Annotated in this window: 16 protein-coding genes; 15 read left to right on the top strand and 1 reads right to left on the bottom strand. The window is 48.3% G+C overall.

The window, feature by feature from the left end; translation table 11 throughout:
- From GYMC10_RS17405 to GYMC10_RS17375, 7 genes are all read left to right on the top strand, one after another.
- Complete coding sequence (locus GYMC10_RS17405) at nucleotides 1-1,017, top strand: cytochrome d ubiquinol oxidase subunit II (protein ID WP_015735729.1); 1,017 nt, start codon at nucleotides 1-3, stop codon at nucleotides 1,015-1,017.
- Between the two features lie 54 nt (nucleotides 1,018-1,071).
- Nucleotides 1,072-2,892: a thiol reductant ABC exporter subunit CydD gene (gene cydD / locus GYMC10_RS17400; protein WP_015735728.1), complete on the top strand. Its 1,821-nt coding sequence runs from the start codon at nucleotides 1,072-1,074 to the stop codon at nucleotides 2,890-2,892.
- On the top strand, nucleotides 2,889-4,610 hold the full coding sequence (cydC, locus tag GYMC10_RS17395; RefSeq protein WP_015735727.1) for a thiol reductant ABC exporter subunit CydC: 1,722 nt from the start codon (nucleotides 2,889-2,891) through the stop codon (nucleotides 4,608-4,610). The genes cydD and cydC overlap by 4 nt, the downstream gene beginning before the upstream one ends.
- A 438-nt stretch (nucleotides 4,611-5,048) precedes the next feature.
- The gene (locus tag GYMC10_RS17390; RefSeq protein WP_015735726.1) at nucleotides 5,049-5,954 is read left to right on the top strand and encodes a class I SAM-dependent methyltransferase; all 906 of its coding nucleotides are present in this window, start codon (nucleotides 5,049-5,051) and stop codon (nucleotides 5,952-5,954) included.
- Between the two features lie 115 nt (nucleotides 5,955-6,069).
- Nucleotides 6,070-6,579: a GNAT family N-acetyltransferase gene (locus GYMC10_RS17385; RefSeq protein WP_015735725.1), complete on the top strand. Its 510-nt coding sequence runs from the start codon at nucleotides 6,070-6,072 to the stop codon at nucleotides 6,577-6,579.
- Between the two features lie 165 nt (nucleotides 6,580-6,744).
- Nucleotides 6,745-7,161, top strand: coding sequence for a VOC family protein (locus GYMC10_RS17380; protein WP_015735724.1), 417 nt, complete (start codon nucleotides 6,745-6,747; stop codon nucleotides 7,159-7,161).
- 170 nt (nucleotides 7,162-7,331) lie between these two features.
- Nucleotides 7,332-8,213, top strand: a complete 882-nt coding sequence (locus tag GYMC10_RS17375; protein ID WP_015735723.1) for an ADP-ribosylglycohydrolase family protein — start codon at nucleotides 7,332-7,334, stop codon at nucleotides 8,211-8,213.
- On the opposite strand, the gene GYMC10_RS17370 is transcribed toward GYMC10_RS17375, so the two are convergent.
- Nucleotides 8,208-9,092, bottom strand: a complete 885-nt coding sequence (locus GYMC10_RS17370; protein WP_015735722.1) for an aminoglycoside phosphotransferase family protein — start codon at nucleotides 9,090-9,092, stop codon at nucleotides 8,208-8,210. The genes GYMC10_RS17375 and GYMC10_RS17370 overlap by 6 nt on opposite strands.
- Before the next feature lie 375 nt (nucleotides 9,093-9,467).
- Between GYMC10_RS17370 and GYMC10_RS17365 the strand changes: the two genes are divergently transcribed.
- The 8 genes from GYMC10_RS17365 (at nucleotide 9,468) to GYMC10_RS17330 (ending at nucleotide 19,571) form a co-directional block, all read left to right on the top strand.
- Complete coding sequence (locus GYMC10_RS17365) at nucleotides 9,468-10,718, top strand: MFS transporter (RefSeq protein WP_015735721.1); 1,251 nt, start codon at nucleotides 9,468-9,470, stop codon at nucleotides 10,716-10,718.
- Between the two features lie 174 nt (nucleotides 10,719-10,892).
- Nucleotides 10,893-11,255, top strand: coding sequence for a DUF4181 domain-containing protein (locus GYMC10_RS17360; RefSeq protein WP_015735720.1), 363 nt, complete (start codon nucleotides 10,893-10,895; stop codon nucleotides 11,253-11,255).
- Nucleotides 11,256-11,486: 231 nt separating this feature from the next.
- The gene (locus GYMC10_RS17355) at nucleotides 11,487-12,272 is read left to right on the top strand and encodes a squalene/phytoene synthase family protein (RefSeq protein WP_041622009.1); all 786 of its coding nucleotides are present in this window, start codon (nucleotides 11,487-11,489) and stop codon (nucleotides 12,270-12,272) included.
- 449 nt (nucleotides 12,273-12,721) lie between these two features.
- Nucleotides 12,722-15,148 (top strand): RNA polymerase recycling motor HelD, encoded by a 2,427-nt coding sequence (gene helD, locus GYMC10_RS17350; protein ID WP_015735718.1) that lies wholly within the window; start codon nucleotides 12,722-12,724, stop codon nucleotides 15,146-15,148.
- A gap of 310 nt (nucleotides 15,149-15,458) precedes the next feature.
- Nucleotides 15,459-16,568, top strand: a complete 1,110-nt coding sequence (locus GYMC10_RS17345) for a hypothetical protein (protein ID WP_015735716.1) — start codon at nucleotides 15,459-15,461, stop codon at nucleotides 16,566-16,568.
- Nucleotides 16,569-16,646: 78 nt separating this feature from the next.
- Nucleotides 16,647-17,240 (top strand): YdeI/OmpD-associated family protein, encoded by a 594-nt coding sequence (locus GYMC10_RS17340; protein ID WP_015735715.1) that lies wholly within the window; start codon nucleotides 16,647-16,649, stop codon nucleotides 17,238-17,240.
- A gap of 200 nt (nucleotides 17,241-17,440) precedes the next feature.
- Complete coding sequence (locus GYMC10_RS17335; RefSeq protein ID WP_015735714.1) at nucleotides 17,441-18,118, top strand: ArsR/SmtB family transcription factor; 678 nt, start codon at nucleotides 17,441-17,443, stop codon at nucleotides 18,116-18,118.
- 145 nt (nucleotides 18,119-18,263) lie between these two features.
- The gene (locus GYMC10_RS17330; RefSeq protein ID WP_015735712.1) at nucleotides 18,264-19,571 is read left to right on the top strand and encodes an MFS transporter; all 1,308 of its coding nucleotides are present in this window, start codon (nucleotides 18,264-18,266) and stop codon (nucleotides 19,569-19,571) included.
- The last annotated feature ends 334 nt before the right edge of the window (nucleotides 19,572-19,905 follow it).

The following is a 19,905-nucleotide window of genomic DNA, read 5'->3' as shown; positions in this document are numbered from 1 at the left end:
ATGATCAGTTACGAGTTGATAGGCATTTCCGTGCTTTGGCTGTTTTTGTACGGCTATTTGATCGTGGCCTCCATCGATTACGGCGCCGGATTTTTTGCCTTCTATGCCCGCTTGACGAAGCAGGACCATCTGCTCAATCGTTTGATCTCTCGTTATTTGTCGCCGGTCTGGGAGATCACGAATGTGTTCTTTGTCTTTTTCTTCGTTGGCATCGTCGGGTTCTTTCCCGATACGGCCTATTATTACGGTTCTGCGCTGCTTGTGCCGGGAAGCATCGCCGTCATTTTGCTGGCCATTCGAGGGTCCTTTTACGCATTTGAGAACTATGGCTCCAAAGAAAACATCGTGTATCTGTTTTTATACGGGGCCACGGGATTGCTGATCCCGGCATCGTTGTCGGTGGCACTGACCCTTTCCGAGGGCGGCTTTATCGTGGAGGAAGGCGGGGCCGTTTCTTTAGAGTACTTGTCGCTGATGACAAGCCCGTTGTCGTGGAGCATCGTCGCATTGGCCATTGTATCGGTGCTGTTTATCAGTGGTTCGTTCTTGTCTTATTACGCTTCCCGGGCGGACGACCAGCCTGCGCTCAAGCTGATGCGGACTTATGCCCTGTTCTGGAGCATGCCAACCATCATTGCCGCGCTAACGGCATTCATTTATCTCTCTCAGCATAATGAGCGGCATTTTCAAAACATGATGGACTTATGGTGGCTGCTGGCGCTTTCCGTTGGTTTTTTCATGATGTCCGTATGGCTTCTGTACAGCGGGCGGCGCTACGGACTAGCCTTTATTTGCGTGATGCTTCAGTTTTTCTGTGCCTTTTTTGCTTATGGCATCGGACAATATCCTTATATTCTGGATCCGTATATTACCATTCAAAGCGGTGCCACGCATGAGTCGATGGGCGTTGCGCTGGTGATCGCCTTTATCGGCGGACTGTGTCTGCTGATTCCGTCCCTTATACTGGTCTTCAGGCTATTCTTGTTTGATGCGGATTATGTAAAAGGCAAAAAATAAACCGATGCGTTGTGAAATCACATACAGAGGTCGGCATGAAGGAGGGACGTCATCATGAAGAAAAAAACGGGACTGATCTCCCAGCAAATGTCCGCGCAAAGAAAACCCCTTGTTCTCCTGGGTGGCGTGTCGCTTGCGCTCGGTGCCGCCATCGTGGGCCAGGCCGTGCTGCTCGCAGAATCGGTGGAGAAGATATTTGTGCAGCGTGCTTCGTTATCGTCGGTTGCCGTCATTCTTGTTATTCTGCTGGGCGTCATGGCTGCGCGTACGCTGCTGTCGTATGGCAATGGACGAATCGGTTTGCAGATGGCTGCCCGGGCCAAAACGGATATGCGAGCGGCCGTGCTGCGAAAGCTGACCAAGGCTTCCATGCCGATGGCGCTTCGCGGGCAAACAGGCGGAAAGGTGAGCGTGGCGCTGGATGCCGTGGATGAGGCGGACAGTTATTTCAGCCAGTATGTGCCGCGAATGATGGAATCTGCCATCATTCCTATTCTGATCTTGGCCGTAGTATTTACGCAGCATATGAATTCCGGGTTCATTATGCTGGTTACCGCTCCCTTCATTCCGATATTCATGGTATTGGTGGGGCTCAAAACGAAGAACAAATCGGAGGAGAAATTCGCGCAGTTGGCCGAATTTTCCGGCACGTTTCTCGACTCTCTGCAAGGACTCGTTTCGTTGAAGCTCTTCGGCCGTGCTCGCCATCATCAGCAGGACATCGAACGCAGCAGCCTGGGATACCGGGATGCGACGATGGACATTTTGCGAATTGCGTTCACCAATACCTTCATGCTGGAATCCATCGTCATGCTGGGCATTGGCATCGTTGCGCTTGAGCTGGCGCTTCAGCTCCTGGTCTTCAAATCGCTTTCCTTCCACACCGCCTTTTTGATCCTGCTGCTGGTGCCCGAGTTTTACAGTTTGTTAAAAAACACGGGAACCGCCTTTCACGGGGGCCGCACCAGTATGGGGGCGATCCGTAAGGTGGAAGAGATGCTTGAGGAAACGCAAGATGAAGAAGCGTTAAGCACTCGACGTGAGGGTGCTGATCATAGGGATGGAACAGGCGAGTTAGATTGGACGATTGCGTTGGACAAGCCAGGGACAGCCGGTGGGGGGTTCATTCAAATGCCCCCGTCCATCGAGCTGAGGGATGTCCGGTTTCAGTATGCGCCGGATTCCTTCGAGCTTGCGGTGGGTTCCATATCGTTTGGACCAGGAGAGCATATTGCGATTGTCGGTAAAAGCGGGTCCGGCAAAACAACCTTGCTGCATCTCGTGGCCGGGCTGCTGAAGCCGGTATCAGGTGAAGTGCTGGTGAACGGAAGGGCGCTTAATTCAGACGATGAGGCTTCATGGTTTGATTATGTCAGCTACATTACCCAGCATCCATATATCTTTGCCGGCACGTTTGCCGAGAATATTGCGATTGGCGCGGGCAGGGACGTCTCTAGGGCTGACGTCGAGCAGGCGGCTGAAGCTGCCGGACTTGCTGCGGTTGCGGCTGAGCTCGAGCATGGCTATGACACCTTCGTCGGCGAAGGGGGCAGGGGGTTGTCAGGCGGCGAGAAGCAGCGGCTTGCGCTGGCGCGCGCTTTTTTGAAGCGGCCTGCCGTCATTTTGTTTGATGAGCCCACGGTGGGATTGGATCTCCACACCGAACGCGTGCTGCAGCTGTCCATTGCCGAGCTTGCAAGCCAAGCGACCATGATTACCGTTGCGCACCGCTTGTATACGATAAAAGATGCCGACAAGATCCTGTTTATGGACAACGGAGCCCTGCTTGGCTGCGGGCGCCATGAAGAGCTTCTTGTTCGGCTGCCGCAATATGCCGAAATGGTGGATGCCCATCGGAAAGGGAGGTTCGCATGAATGAGCTGGCAATTCTAACAAAAGCGATGATTGAGGAACGCAAGGATATTGCCATGGCCATCATCGGCGGATTCGTGGCAGGCATCGCAGGTGTATGTCTCTTTTCACTTAGCGGATATCTCATTTCGCAGACGGTATTTGCTCCGCCGCTTTATACCTTGATTGTGTTGACGTCTCTGGTGAAAATCCTCGGTCTGCTGCGGGCGGCCAGCCGCTATGCAGAACGCTTGTATTCCCATCGGGCGACGTTTTCTCTGCTCAGCCGTTTGCGCACATCTTTTTTTGCCAAGCTTGATCCGTTAATGCCAGGGATACTGGGCAAGAAGCGGAGCGGTGAGCTGCTCGCGCGGATCGTAGGGGATGTAGAAAGCTTGCAGCATTATTTTTTGCGCGTTGCTTATCCGCCTATCATCGTTGTTATGGTGTTTTTGGCGACGGTGTTGTTTACTTCCGCTTTCTCGATCTGGATTGCCTGTTTGTTTGTGGCGGGGATGCTGGCAACGGCTTTTGTGGTTCCAGCGCTGGTATTGCTTGGACAGAGAAGAATTCATGGTCGCGTTCGCCGGCAGCGGGCCGCATTTTCCACGGAAGTGACCGAACTGCTCTACGGGTTCCGTGATTTAAAAGTATATGGGCAGCTGAAGCAGCGAGAGAAGCTGCTTCAGCATGCCTCGGCAGTTTTATCAGCGGAGCAGCAGGCATCTGCCGTGCACCTGCTGCGAGGGCAATCGCTGCATACTTTTGTGACGTATCTCATTTCTTGGGGCGTGCTGATTCTCGGTGCTTATCTGATTATGGACGGCTCCCTTGCCGGCGTGTTTCTCGCCATGCTGGTCATGGCTTCGCTTACGGTGTTCGAAGAGGCGGCGCCAATGGCCACGCTGCCGGCTTATAAGCAGGACAGCGAGCACGCGGCCAAGCGGCTCGCGGAAATCGTTCATGCTGCCGATGTGATGGCGCCGCAGCCGAGCGGCATTCTACCCGTCAATCAAGCCGTTTCGGTGGAGCTGCGCAGGGTTACGTTCCAATATGAAGATGAATGGCGTCCTGCACTCCAAAACGTATCCCTCCATTTTCCCGCTGGTTCCAAAACGGCCATTGTCGGGCCGAGCGGGTCAGGGAAATCAACGATCGTCGAATTGCTGCTCAAGCTGCGTACCCCGACAAGCGGCGAGATTCGTTTGCATGATGTTTCGATTCAGGAATTGGATGAAGCGAGCATTTGGCAAGCGTCGAATGTAGTGCTTCAGCACAGTCATTTCTTCCGGGGAACCATTCGAGACAACCTGCTGCTGGATGCCGAACATCACGACGACCATGAGTTGTCCGCTATACTGGATAAAGTCCAACTGCCGAATCAATCTCTGGACGCTGCGGTATATGAGAAGGGCGAGAACTTGTCCGACGGAGAAAAGCAACGGCTGGCCTTGGCGCGTGCCATGCTCCGGAAAGGGCGTTTGTGGCTTTTGGACGAACCGACGTCTTCACTGGATTACATCACCGAGCAGCGCGTTTTCAGTCAATTGCTGGCGCAAGCGCAGGATGATACGCTTATTCTCATATGTCATCGGCTGACCGGCTTGGAAGAAATGGACCGGATCGTGGTCATGGTTCAAGGCAGAATCATGGAAGCAGGCACGTATTCGCAGCTTATGGAGCAAAAGGGCTACTTCTATGAGATGAAACAAATTGCGCGGCAAATGATAGGCGAAGCCTGATCTTGCCATTGAAGTGTCGGGTGAATTTCTACCTTCGCGTCACCGACATGTAAGACAAGCAAAATTGATCAACTCCAATTCACTAAGTAAACATCAGAAGCACAGCCGATTTTCCTCCGGAGGAAGATCGGCTGTATAACCTTAACGGAGATATTGATTTCAGACGATTGGTGGAATAGGCGAGCATTTTTTATGAGCGGCTATGTTCAAGCTATGTTGCCAGCGGCAGTGTGCCAACTGCAGATTAATCAAAAAAAAGGGCATTGCAAATGGGGGATGAATCATATATTATGGATAAAGTAGATCCGTAATTAACTTTTTGTCAGTATGCTGAAACGGGAAGTAATATACTTCTCGTGCGCGACAATTATGGATATTAAATATCCATAATTGTTATACCATGCACCATAAACCATAACGGAAAGCGAGAGGGATGTCTTGAACGATTTTTTTAATGAAGCCATATGGGAACAAGCTTGGAAGGAACATGGCGACAGCGTCATCAACAAAATGAAAAAAGCCGGAATCGAACCGGCCCGAGCATTTGATCATAAGGCCCGGACTTTCAATGAGCAATCATTTAATGAAGAAGGGAGAAAAAGGACTTCGCGCATCATGAACTGGCTTGAAGGGCAAGGCGTCCGATTCGATAATGCCTCCGTTCTGGATATCGGGGCCGCTTCGGGCGTGTTTTCGGTTCCTTTTGCAGAGCGCGGGGCGGATGTAACGGCCGTGGAGTCTTCGCTGCCATTGATCGATCTGCTGAAAGAGAATATAACAAATTTTCCGCAGGATCAGGTGAAGATCGTTCCCGAACGTTTTGAAGATATTGACGTACAGGCCAAAGGCTGGAGCCAGGCGTTCGATCTCGTTTTTCTCTCGATGTGCCCGGTCATCGTGGATTGGCAGAGCGTAGAGAAGGTACTGCAATGCGCCCGGGAGTTTTGTTATATCAGTATGCCCGCAGGTTCCACCGAGATCAGCCTGATGAATGAAATCTGGCCGCTCATCACCGATCAGCCTTACCGATCGAAACACATGGAATTCGGGTATTTGCTTCACCTGCTGTATCTTAAAGGATATTCCTACGAGTCCCTTGTGACGCGGGAAACGAAAACGACGGAAGTCTCAAGCGAAGCTGCGCTGCAGGAAATCATGAACTGGCTTCGCGGTCATGGTCAAGTCCCAGATGATCAGAAGCGGAAATTGATAACGGATTATTTGGAGCAAGCGTATCCGTCCGGAAAAGTCACCATCCGGCAGAGTGGGCGTTACGGCAAGGTATTGGTTCGATTGCAGGATGAAAGCATGTACTCGGGAAACGGACTTAAGGCATTATCCTGATAAGTATTCCAATAACAATCTTTCCCGGCTCACCCAACCATTCTTGAACCCACCGGGGATCGGATGATATGGTAGTAGAGCGTGAACCAACGATCCGGGAGAGGCGGGAAGATGTATGAAACTGAAATTTACGCATGTAAAAACGGTGGAAGAAATCGCTGAGGTTGCCCGACTGGCGGCAGACATTTGGCGCGAATATTACGTATCCATCATTTCTATGGAGCAGATCGAATATATGATCGGCAAATATCAAGCTGTCCCGGCGATTACGGATCAGATCCGGCATCAGGACTACGAATATTACTTGATCCATTCGGCAGACTCCTCCACCGTCGGTTATATGTCGGTCAGACAAGAAGAGGACAAGCTCTTCCTGAGCAAGTTTTACATTAGCAGGGAGCACCGCGGACGCGGCTATGCCAGTCAAGCGATGGCATTCCTGGAAGAGCTGTGTAAAGACCGAAGCTTAAGCCATATTTGGCTGACGGTCAATCGACATAATGAATCCAGTATCGCCGTATATGAGAAAAAAGGCTATCGGACCGTGAGGGAACAAATCGCGGATATCGGGAATGGATTCGTGATGGACGATTATATTATGGAAAAGGAAATTTCGGTTTCATAAGGTGCACGGCTTAATATCCATGCTAAAAAAAACGATGCAACCCAAGCCCATTCGCTTGGGTTGCTTTTATAAAGGGGATGGCTAGCCTGATTTTCAAGATAGCAATCCATAAGAAACCCATTCTTGGTTGTTTTGCTATGATTGAAAAAAAGGAGTTGATTGAGGATGACAGTCAAACTTACCCCTTATTTAAATATGGAAGGGAATGCAAGGGAAGCTATCCGCTTCTATGAACAAGCTTTAGATGCCGAAGTCCTTTCCATCATTACTTACGGAGACATGCCGGAAATGCCGAACACATACACGGATGCATTAAATCAGCTTGTCGCACATGCGAAGCTGCGGATTGGCGAAGCTGAACTCATGTTCTCGGATGCACCGACCGGCACCTCGATTCCGAAAGGCAAACAGGTCACCATCTGCATTTCAACGAACAGCGTGGAGACATCCAAACGATTTTTTGAAGCCTTGGAGCAAGAGGGTCAAGTGAATATGCCGTTCGAGGAAGCCCCTTTTTGCTCAGGCTTTGGCGATGTAACCGATAAATTCGGCGTGACCTTCCAGATTTATACTGAGGATTAATGCCTTTTCATGAACTGCGAAACTGACTTTAAGTACTAAACCTAGTCCGTTACCAAGGCTGGGTTTACTGCTTTTTACGGAGTTTCGATTGCGTGGGGATGGCATCTGCGACAATCACTTGGATAAGATACTGCGGGTGGTTCAATAAGAACAGAATGTGAGGTATTTGCATGGACAACAAATATTTAGACCGCATCAAGGGCGGACTATACGGGGTGGCCGTGGGCGACGCTTTGGGCGGGACGACGGAGTTTATGAGTACGCGGGAGATCGAAGCACAGTACGGTTATTTGACGGAAATCATCGGCGGCGGGGTCTGGAATCTGGAACCGGGAGAAGTGACCGACGATACGATGATGACGCTTTGCGTCGCCGCAGGCATTATCGAGAATCCTGCAGAGCCGATGGAAGCGATCGGGCGTTTCTTTATGGAATGGTATCAATCGCGTCCCAAAGACATCGGGAATATCATCCGTCATGTTTTTCAAACCTACGAGGGGGATTGGCTCGAAGCGGCTTTTGTTGCGCATATGGATATGGGGCAAAGCGGGGGGAATGGATCCCTCATGCGCTGCCTGCCGGCGGCTCTGGCCTATAAGGATTCGGCGGACATGGAACGAGTGACGATTCTGCAGTCGAGGATGACGCATTACGATCCAAGGTGCGCCGATGCCTGCCTCATGTACAACCGAATCGCGTGGCGCCTTTTGCAGGGTGAAAACTTAAGGGCTGCCGTCATGGCCGAGGTGGCGGGAAGCGAATACGAACACTTGATTGAAGCCGAGCCCGATTGTCCGGCAAGCGGTTTTGTGGTGCATACCTTCCGCTGGGTACTGCATATTTTGCTCAATACGTCAGATTTTGCAGGAGTCGTACAGAAGGCGGCCAATCTAGGGAATGATTCCGATACGATCGGCGCCATCGCCGGCGGGCTGGCGGGTATTTACTACGGGTATGAAGGCATACCAGCCCGATATGCGGAAGCGATCCTCATCAAAGAGCGGCTCGACAGAACGGTTTCGCAGCTGTATGCGTTGAAAGCATCATCATAAACCGTGCTTTTTATAGTCTCGGATAATGGCATCCATTACATGCTTCCCCCAATTCGAGGCTTCCGAACCATGCTCGTTCCAAGCGAAGGTGATGAGTGCTTTCCACAAGGCCCATCCTCGTGCGCGATGAACGGTGTTATCATCAAAATTCATGCGGTTTAGGAAAATCCGGCGACTGTCGTCGTCAAAAAAGTTCCATGCCATCACGAGGTCGCTTGAAGGATCGCCGACACCCATAGTCCCGAAGTCGATAACGCCGCACAGCCGTCCATCCTTTACGAGCAGATTGCCTACCGCCACATCGCCGTGCAGCCACATCGGTGCGGATTGATATTTTGTCGTAAGGGAGAGTTCCCAAATTTCCGTTAAAAGCGCTTGATCGTATTCGTCGGAAAGCGTTTCGATGATGGATCTGGTCTCATTGTCGTAGACGGCAAGGTTTCCTCCGCGATGAAAATTTTGGATGCCCGCCGGTACGCCGCCGCTTGCGTCGATCGCCTGCAGCTCCTTCAAAAATGCAGCGAGGTCTTCGGCAAATTCGTTAACATCCCGAATGTTGGCATGCGATACGGTTTCGCCTTCAATCCAGCGATTGATCGACCATGGAAGAGGATACTCTTCCGTAGGCTCTCCTTTTGCAACCGGAGCCGGAATGGGCAAGGACAAATGGGGTTTGAAGACCGGGAGCCATGTCAGCTCTTTCTCGACAGCCGAAGCGTAGCGATCGTGACTTGGCAGACGAACGGTCATATCGTTACCCAGCCGATAGGTACGATTATCGTGTCCGCTTTTTTCCACTGGGTTGATGGTTAAATCCTTCCATTGGGGGAATTGACTATGGATTAACCGGCGTACAAGTTCGGTGGTAATTTCAATCATACGTTCAACGCCTCCTGGGGTGAATTTTTAATAAAAGCTGCAGTTGGTTTATTCAATATACACCGTTTCAGATTCTGGATTCCGTTGGCATCCATTCACCGAAGCTGCCGATTGATGCAATCAAGCTTACGGAGTTTATTCAACGAGCTGGCGTGGTACCATCATTATAATTCCCGATTCCGAACAGGTACAAGGGAGAGAATGGATATAAAAAAAAGCTGGAATTGAACGGAATTTAGCGGAACTACATAAGTAAAAATTCAGTCTTAAGTAGGAGGTGAACGATGATGCGGTCCGTATAATTAGATCATGAAAGGAGAGTCATTCCATTACACAAGAAATGCATTTTCATTGACAAATTGGAGGTAGAAAAGATTGACTAGGCACGATAAAAGCACCCAAGCACCAAGCCTGCTTCGCAATCGGTTCCTGCAGACGATTTTATTATCTAGCGTGCTCCTGCAGATCGGGATCTGGGTACGTAATTTTGCGATTCTCCTGTACGTTGCGGATCGAACGAATAATGATCCATATGCGATCTCGTTAATCAGCGTAGCAGAATTCGCTCCTATTTTTGTTTTTTCGTTCATCGGAGGTACATTTGCCGACCGTTGGCGGCCTAAGCGAACAATGATCTGGTGCGACTTGTTATCCGCAGTATCGGTATTCGTTGTCCTTCTGACCATACATTACGGTTCTTGGCATTCCGTTTACCTCGTTGCGTTTATCTCGGCTATCCTTTCACAATTCTCGCAGCCGTCAAGCATGCGTTTGTTTAAGTATCATGTGGCAGAAGAACAACTGCAGCAAGGGATGGCTTTATTCCAATCGTTGATGGCCATCTTCATGGTGCTCGGCCCTATGCTTGGCACCTTCGTTTACAGCACGTTCGGCCTTGAAACATCGATTGCGATCATGGGCGCGGTATTTCTGCTGTCCGCACTCGTCCTTGTTCGTCTGCCGGAGGATAATATGAAGCCGCAGACCATCGCCGCTAAAGGCCAGTTCCGTGGAGATTTCGTTGAGGGCTTCCGCTATGTGTGGCAAAGCCAGGTGCTGCGAATGCTTGGACTCGCGTTTGTTCTCGCGGGACTCGCGGTTGGCGTAGCTCAAGCCCTCAACCTGTTTATCGTAACCGAGCGGCTGGGCAGGAGCGAGGAGTTCCTGCAATATCTGCTGATGGTGAATGGTGCAGCCATGCTGATCGGCGGCGGGATCGTAGCCGTCTTTGCGAAGCGGGTACCGCCGCAATTACTTCTTGCCATAGGCATGCTGTCTGGCGCCGTCTGCACGACAATTGTCGGGTATTCGACGAGCATTCCGCTGACACTGACGGTTCAATTTCTAAATGGGCTCGTGTTCCCTTGCATTCATATCGGGATCAGCACGATGATTCTGAAATGGTCCAATGCTTCCATCGTCGGACGGGTGAACGGGGTTTTGAATCCGATGTTCGTTGGCATGATGGTCATTTCGATGTCTTTCGCCGGCGCGTTAAAGGATGCCTTCTCACTGAGCACGATCTATAGCGGGGCAGGACTATTATTCCTTCTTGGCTCACTGGTCATGGTACCGATCATGAATCAAAAAGCGCCGGATCACGCACATCTTGCACAACAAACCTAAGCTTTAACATTTTCATTCGGAAGAACCGGCCAGGATCATGGCCGGTTTTTTTTCGACATCTTGTGTTCAGCAATACAAATCAAATTTATTCCATAATCATGTAATTGTGGAAAACCTATCATGAAGATGTTAAGCTGATAATGACTGCTACTTTATGAAAGGGGGACCTCATGAATGTTCCTCATCACAATCATGTTGTATGTAATCATCTTCTTTTGCGGCTACGTTTGGATCAAAAAAAAGCTGAAGGTATCCTCCACGTCAGACGGACTGCTATATAAGCATATCAATCGATTTCATTTAATTGGAGAGCTTATCCTTGTAGTCGCTGCCCTCATTGCCATTTTCGTTATGAGATATGTATTGGAATGGAGAGTGTGGGCTCATCAGGATATTATTCTTGTTGTTGCTATTCTGCATGCGTTCCGTTCCGTTGTAGAAAGACGCTATATGAAGGATACCAAACAACATTTCCTCAGTGCTTATGCAAGTGTCAGCGGTTTACTGCTCTTTCTTGGCCTGGAGCTATTTGCATAACAAGACAAGAAGAACGGAATCCGCTAAGCTGCTAAGTTCGCCGTGTTTAATAGGATAAGATTATACATGCATAGAAAGCCGTGGAAACCGCGGCTTTTTTTGTTTTAACGATGTACGTCAGCAAATTTGCTTTAACCATATCTATGTATGTTATCATAGTAATAATTAATATAAAGCTGAGCCTGATACTTGGAGGGAATACTCATTAGTAACGTTACCCTGAATGAAGCGATGATCATGTTAAAGAAGACGAGCCGGACTTTTTATATACCCATAAGTTATTTGGAACTGGGATTAAAGGAGGCTGTTACATCTGCCTATCTATGCATGAGGGCAATTGACGAAATCGAGGACCATAAAGAACTCGCGGACGAATTGAAAGTGAAACTGCTGCTGGGCATTCATGATATATTCAAATCAGAGGATACCATGGTAACCCAAACACAACATTTGCTCTCACCTTACCAAGAAATATTACCGGACGTTACGATGCAGATCGATGACTGGGCGCTTCTTTGTCCGTCATCCGGCGCCCCGATCGTAAATCGTTACATCGCGAAGATGTCGTTACATATGGCGCAGTGGGTTCAAAGCGGGTGGAATATCCACACGGAAGAGGATTTGGACAGATATACTTATAGCGTGGCTGGGATGGTTGGAGAAATGTTATCCGAGCTTTGGCTCTGGCATGACGGGACGCAGTCTGATTCAACCAAAGCAATTGCCTTCGGAAGAGGACTGCAAGCGGTAAATATCCTTCGCAATAGAGAAGAGGATCTTCATCGCGGCGTCGACTTCTACCCGGATGGTTGGGGATTTAAGGAGATGCAGCAATACACACGCCGAAATTTACAAATTGCCGATTCATATATTGCCGATTTGAAGGATGGTCCAGCATTGAAATTTTGCAAAATCCCATTATCCTTAGCTCATGCCACGGTAAATCTCATATCTGCTGGCGGAAGCAAATTAACGCGGGATGCCGTACTGAAAATCGTGAATCGCGTAACCGGCTAATCGTATTGTTCATATGTATACCGGGTATGATAGTAACTTATTCACAGGCAAGTGAATGAACTGCAAGAAATCCGAAAGATCCATATTGAGAAGGCAGCCGACGCGTAATCGGCTGCTTTTTTGTTAAGTACTATTAAATTCCCTCCATGAAACGGACGGATGGATCGTTGGTGAGAAGTGGATACGCGAAGGGACAAGGAATTATGAGGTAGAGCGGAGAAGTTCGTCATATGGAGAAATAAAAAAGCTTGGCCATAAGCCAAGCGACAATAAAAAAATAATTGAACATGGAAAAGACGCTATGTTATAATCAATAGCGCAATTGAAAAAAATCAAGTTAACTGGCATTATCATTACTATTCCTAATTTGATTGTACACCAGTGACCTCTGATTTGTCAATGCTCTTTTTTATCCCCACAAAATGGTAAAAGGAGTGTGTCAGAACAACATGGAAGCAAAAGAATGGCAGACAGAACAAGAACGGCTGGAACAGGTCAGGGAAAAGCTGAAAGCAAGGATTGGCGTGTTGGAACCTGTGGTTACCGGGCTAAGCGACCAGGCTGCTGAGATACGCAGACGATTCTGGGAAGAAGTAACGGTCAACACAAGCACGGATGAAGAATTCGAAGAAACATTCTATACGATCAAACAACAGGCCGCGATATTATCCGAACGGGAACGCCGGCAGCGGCTTCTGACCCAGCAATGGAAGAACTTCAATCAGTTGCTGCCTTCTCCCTACTTCGGGCGCGTCGATTTTTTGGAAGACGGCATGAACCTGAGCGAGCAGATTTATATCGGTGTATCATCCTTCATCGATGAAGATGGAATGAACTTTCTGGTGTATGATTGGCGTACTCCCATCGCAAGTCTTTACTACGACCACTCCCCAGGTGCGGCCTCATATATCACGCCAATGGGGCAGATTTCGGGTAGGATGGAGCTGAAACGGCAGTATCAGATTCACAACGGTCAAATTCGAAATATGTTTGATGCGAACCTGACGATCGGCGACGAGCTGCTCCAGCAAATGCTAGCCAAGGGCGCAGATTCACAGATGAAAAGCATCGTATCCACCATTCAGCGGGAGCAAAACGCCATCATCCGAAACGATCGCAGCCGGCTTCTGATCGTACAAGGCGCAGCCGGCAGCGGGAAGACCTCTGCGGCCTTGCAGCGCGTGGCGTACTTGCTGTACAAAAACCGCGATTCGCTGAAGGCTGACCAGATTGTTCTTTTCTCGCCGAACCCGATTTTTAACAGCTATGTATCCTCTGTTCTTCCCGAGCTCGGCGAGGAGAACATGCAGCAGACGACGCTGCAGGAATATCTCGAATACTGGCTGGGTCCATCCTTGCGACTGGAGGATCCCTTTGATCAGATCGAATATGTGCTGACCGCACAATCAACCCCGAATTACGAGACACGTCTGCAGGGAATTCAATACAAGGCATCGGAGTCTTTCATGAAAGCCTTGCAGAATTATGCACAGTGGCTGGGCCGGGAAGGGATGCTATTTAAAGGCATTCGATTCCGGGAGCGTGATCTGATTACGGCGGAGCAAATGAGGACCCAATTTTACAGCTACGACCCTTCCTTGAGCTTGGCCAATCGGGTTGAGCAGCTACAGAAATGGCTGCTGAAGGAGCTATCGCTACTGGAACGCAAGGAGCTTAAGGCGTCCTGGGTAGTCGAGGAGCTGAGTTACCTCGATACGGAGCTCTATGCGGAAGTGTTCGGCGAGCTGCACAAGGATCGGGAAGTCTTTGACATTGCCGAGCATTACGCCGTAGTGAACGAGATAAAAAGCAATAAACGCCGGGGGGATGAAGGCGACTTTGACTTCGCCGGACGGGAAGAGGAATTGCTCAGCCAGCGGATCGTGAAGAAGAGTTTCAAACCGCTGAGGCAAACCGTGAGGAAATTATCGTTTATTGATGCCCACGGCTTATACGTCCAATTATTCGGCGATGTAGCTGCATATCGGGAAAAAACGAAGGAATCCGATATCCCTGCTATGTGGCCTGAAATCTGCAAGCAAACCAAAGAAAAGCTGGATCGGCTCGAATTGTTCTATGAGGATGCGACTCCATATTTGTATTTAAAAGAATTGATCGAAGGCGTTCGGACGAACACCGAGATTCGGCATGTCTTCGTCGATGAGGGACAGGATTACTCGCCGTTTCAATACGAGTATATCAAGAAACTATTCCCTCGTGCCCGCATGTCGGTACTCGGCGATTTCGGGCAGGCGATCTTCATGCAGTCCACAAAGCTGCAAGGGGACGATTCGCCTCTGCTTCGGCTTTATGGTGAAGCCGATACAAGCTTGATTCGTCTAGTGCGCAGTTATCGTTCTACACGGGAGATCGTGGAATTCACGAAAGAACTGCTTATCGATGAGTCGGACATCGTACCCTTTGAGAGGAGCGGACCGAAGCCTGTTCTTGCTAGGTTTGAAGGCAGAGAGAGACGTGATGCGCAGTTGCTGAAGGACATCGCGGCACTTAAAGCCGACGGCATCGACTCTATTGCCATCATTACGAAGACTGCGGCCGAAAGCCGACAAGCATTGGAATCATTACAGTTGCAGGGATGCGAAGCCTTGCAGCTCATTACGAAGGAGACCGTCACCTATCAAAACGGGGTGATGGTTGTCCCCGTATATCTCGCAAAGGGCATCGAGTTCGATGCGGTCTTGGTCTATGATGCTTCGTCCGAAGCCTACGGCAGGGAAAATGAACGCAAGCTTCTTTATACGGCCTGTACGCGGGCCATGCACCGACTGTATCTTTACGCGACTAGCGAGTGGTCTCCGTTCGTGCAAGCAGTGCCTGAGCATTTGTATAAGAAAACAACAAAATTTGCTCTTTAACCAGGCTATTAGACCATCTAGAATACGATGAGCGCAGTAGAAATAGGTAAGGGAGCAACGCAAGCCCTTTACTCAAAACCAAACCGATCGGAGCCGAAGGGACGATGCAGCCTCCGCTCATCGTGAATCGTCTCCGAATTGCTCGTATGTCAATAACCTTGGCCTTTAAGTCGGCCAAGGTTATTTTTTTGTTATGACAATCAAGCAAAAAAAGATTGTGAATAATCACTGTAGGGCAAGAGGACAAAAAAGGTGAAATTTAGCTTTGTGTCGAATTGCTTGTCAATCATAATGTAAAAAGGAGCCCAAAATGGTTGATAAAGAATATTATTTGAAATTAAGTAAGGAAGCGCAAGATAATTATAAATTTTATAAAGAAGAGGCTGAGTCTTCAATTTGTAGGAGAGAATATACCATAAGCAAACGTTATGATATTTCTCCGTATTGGTATGGGCGACAAAGTACGGTTCCAGGGGAAATTACTGAAGAGGAGACGGACACTTATTATGAATTCGATAATCATGATAGACTTCGCATTTCAGCTTGTGATGAATTAATTGATGGATACGCTTATACCGTCTACGAAGAAAACCGAATCATCACTAGATTATATGTCCGTGGAGTATTGGACTCTATAAAGGAATATTTGATATACGATGGTTTTATCAAGCGATGCATAGAATATTCTGCTCGGAATGATAAATTACAGTACGAAGATTACATATATGAGGGTGAACGGTTGATCCAAGTATATCAGCCTCAATACGAAAGTAATTCAGGTTACTTTGAACACTTAGTTCGAACCTATTTTGAGTATGATGAGAAAGGCATTCTCAGTCGAGTATTAGATGGCACAAAAGGTGTAATTTATGTGATGATGTTGGCTGAAGAGGTGGCGCTTCTCCGAGAGGAAGTTAAAAAAGGACTAATAGCAGCTTTAAGAGAGATAATTGGTAATGTGTCCCGAGTATTAGTAGATAGAAGCTGTTGTTTTCTTGCCATCTTTCTACATGATGAAGCTCATACGGTATACTCGCCGATTTTCCAACCTGGCTTGCAAAATATACGAGATGAGCAAGTGGATAACAAAAAGGACTATGAGACCATCTGGAATTCGGGAGAGCATCCTGTGAAGTACCAACAAGAACTTACAGATCAAGAACTAATTCAGAAACTTAGAAATCTGATTATGTTTTGGCGTAATACAGATGATTGGTGGGAGGAAGGTATGAAGTTGTGGCAGGAAGTGGCCTATTCATTAAATGAAACGAATTGGTCCGAAAACTTCATACTTGCTGAAGACTTTATTGTGTTTGTCGATCGTGAGGGCTTGGATGTAACAAATGGCGAACTTGAAAAAAGTATACCTCTAGTGAAATTAGAGTTACTTAGATCAAAGGGGCTTGTGCCAGTCCATTAGAATCCATATTGTACTGATCAGATATATCGAACCGCAAACGAGAAAGCCAGAACCACCAAAAGCAGAGGAGGCACCTTGATGACAAGAGGTGAAAGGAATACAAAGATTGATCCGTATTTTAATAAGCTTAAAAAGTGGAAGGAAGAGTTCGGGCTATTGAGAGAAATTGCGCTGGACTGCGGGCTGACCGAGGATTTTAAGTGGATGCATCCTTGTTACACGTTCGACGGTAAAAACATCGTGTTGATCCACGGTTTTAAGGATTACTGTGCGCTTCTGTTTCACAAAGGCGCATTATTAAAAGATCCCCATGGGATCCTGATCCAGCAAACGGAGAACGTTCAGGCCGCACGCCAGATTCGGTTTACCAGTGCTCAAGATATAGATGAAATGCAACTGATCGTGAGAGCCTATATTACGGAAGCCATTGAAGTGGAGAAAGCCGGTCTGCAAGTAAATTTTAAAAAGAATACGGATTACACCATACCTGAAGAGCTGGAAAATAAATTCGAGGAAATGCCTAACCTAAAAGAGGCTTTTGAAGCATTGACGCCAGGTCGGCAAAGAGCGTACATTCTGCATTTCTCCGCACCCAAGCAAGCCAAAACACGAGAGTCCAGGGTTGAAAAATATATCCCGCATATCCTGAATGGAAAGGGATTAAACGATTAGTTGTTTTTACATATTGGGGATTACACGCTGCGCTAACCGCGTAGTTCTTCTAAACAAGAATACACGCCAAGGTAACAGGCTGTTGGTTCATTCAACCGGCAGCCTGTTTTCTTTGCCAAAAGAATATTGACGTAAGACAGAATGCCACTTAAACTATTCAATATATCAATTGAATAGTTTATTACAGGGGGGTTGAATCGATGAACGAAAGAGAGCTTAAAGACGAATTATACAAGGAATATACACGAATTGGAAAATGCCTCTCCAGCCCAAAACGTTTAGAAATTCTGGATGTTTTGACACAAGGACCAAAATCCGTAGAAGTTATATCGAAAATCACATCCATGTCTATAGCGAATGTCTCTCAACACTTGCAGACCCTCCATCATGCCAAACTAGTCGATTATAAGAAACGAGGGAATTTCGTTATTTATGAAATCGCTGATCCTGCAGTCTTGCACTTTTTAGATTCTCTGTATGGTTTATCTGAAAAACAACTTATTGAAGTCCAGCATATTAAAAATGAATTCCTGGGTCAGCTATCGGATATAGAAGAAGTATCGTTTGAAGAACTCATGAGCCGCATGGAAGCAGGGGAAGTAACGCTGATCGATGTTCGTCCAAAGGACGAATATGAAGCTGCTCATATTCCTGGCGCTATCTCGATACCTATAGAAGAGCTGGCCGAACAGCTACATGCGTTGCCGGCAAAGGCCAAAGTCGTAGCCTATTGCCGGGGTCCTCACTGTTTAATGTCTATCAAAGCCATCGAGATACTAAAGTCCAAAGGAATCGATGCGGCTCGCTTAAGCAAGAGGGTTCAGGACTGGGAAGCATTTACGAATAAGCGAAACAGCGAAGAGCAGGCCATTTCGTGAAACAAGTTTCCAATTTATCAATTCACCCAATCATGAAGGTATACGACGACGAATTGGAGAGCTTAAGGTCTGTGGAACCGGCCGCGATTCAAGGAAATCAGACGGGCAACTTCATATCGTATTTCTACGGAAGGATGTCATTTGAATGTATTCGAAAAAAGACATGACGAAGCTGCCGGCTTCACTGCAAGGCTATGTGGATTCACCCGAAAAACAACGTAAATTGTACCGGCGGACACTAAACATCGTTGTTGTTTCACAAATTTTCGGGGGCGCTGGTCTTGCGGCAGGCATTACCGTAGGGGCGCTTTTGGCTCAGGATATGCTGGGAACCGACAACTTTACGGGTATACCAACGGCACTGTTTACGTTAGGCTCAGCAGGTGCGGCCTTGCTGGTTGGCCGTCTTTCCCAGCGATATGGACGCAGTTTGGGATTGGGACTCGGTTTTCTGGCGGGAGGCATAGGAGCGATTGGAGTCGTGTTAGCAGCCGTGTTGAATAGCCTGACTCTGCTCTTAATCTCACTATTGATATATGGTGCAGGCACCGCAACGAATTTGCAGGCACGCTATGCCGGGACGGACCTGGCCAACTCTAAGCAACGAGCAACCGCCGCCAGTACGGCCATGGTATTCACTACCTTTGGTGCAGTAGCAGGCCCGAATTTAGTCAATGTCACTGGCGATTTCGCCCTGTCGGTGGGGATACCGAGTTTGGCCGGACCCTTTTTATTGGCAGCTGCGGCATATATTCTCGCAGGCATCGTTTTGCTATTTTTTCTACGTCCCGATCCTTTGCTGGTAGCGAATGCTATAGCCATGCAGGGAAATTCGGATGAGCATGCCGGTTCTGCAAAAGAAATGGGTACTGCGGGATCAGGAAAGCGTGGAATCGCAATCGGCGCTGTGGTTATGATCTTAACGCAAATTATAATGGTAGCTATTATGACCATGACGCCCGTACATATGAGACATCATGGTCATGGACTAAGCGAAGTGGGGCTTGTCATTGGTTTTCATATCGGATCGATGTATCTTCCATCCCTTATAACCGGTATCCTGGTCGATAAAATCGGACGTAAGGCAATGGCAATGGCTTCTGGAGTTACGCTTTTGCTTGCAGGGGTCATTGCCGCCATGGCACCGGCTGATTCCATGACCGTATTGATTGTCGCCCTATCTCTTCTAGGGTTGGGATGGAATTTTGGCTTGATCAGCGGAACGGCATTGATCGTAGATGCAACAACCTCAACAACCCGCGCGAAAGTGCAAGGGTCTGTTGACGTATTGATTGCCCTCGCGGGGGCATCAGGTGGGGCCCTTTCAGGTATGGTGGTTGCTCATTCCAGTTATGCCACACTTTCATTTGCCGGGAGCATACTCGCCCTGCTTCTGATCCCGGTTATGCTATGGCAAGGTCAGGATAAAAACGAAAAATCCATCTCTTTCTAACGCAAACCCGACTCTACCATGTAGAGTCGGGTTTTTTGAGTCTTGTCCGGCGGGATCCAAGCGGCCAACCTGCTGATCGATGATATCGTGCGGCTATGGAAGGCCTGTAGCAGACTAACCCGCAAGAAGCTCCTCTTGTGAAAAAGGCGGAGCTTCTTATCGTTGATTTTTCACCTTTCATATGTCCGCATGTTTCTGACAAAAGGGGCCGCTTGATGAACATACGGTGGTAAGCCAGGGAGGGATTTCATGTGAAGCGTTTAGCAGGACGCATAAGTTGGCAATACATAATCCTGCAGCAAAAACTCCGTGATGAACGCGGAGTTTTTGTTTT

It is taken from the genome of Paenibacillus sp. Y412MC10 (genome assembly GCF_000024685.1).
Classification (GTDB): domain Bacteria; phylum Bacillota; class Bacilli; order Paenibacillales; family Paenibacillaceae; genus Paenibacillus_AQ; species Paenibacillus_AQ lautus_A.
The sequence above is the reverse complement of the archived record's forward strand: the minus strand, read 5'-3'. Positions and strand labels throughout refer to the sequence as shown.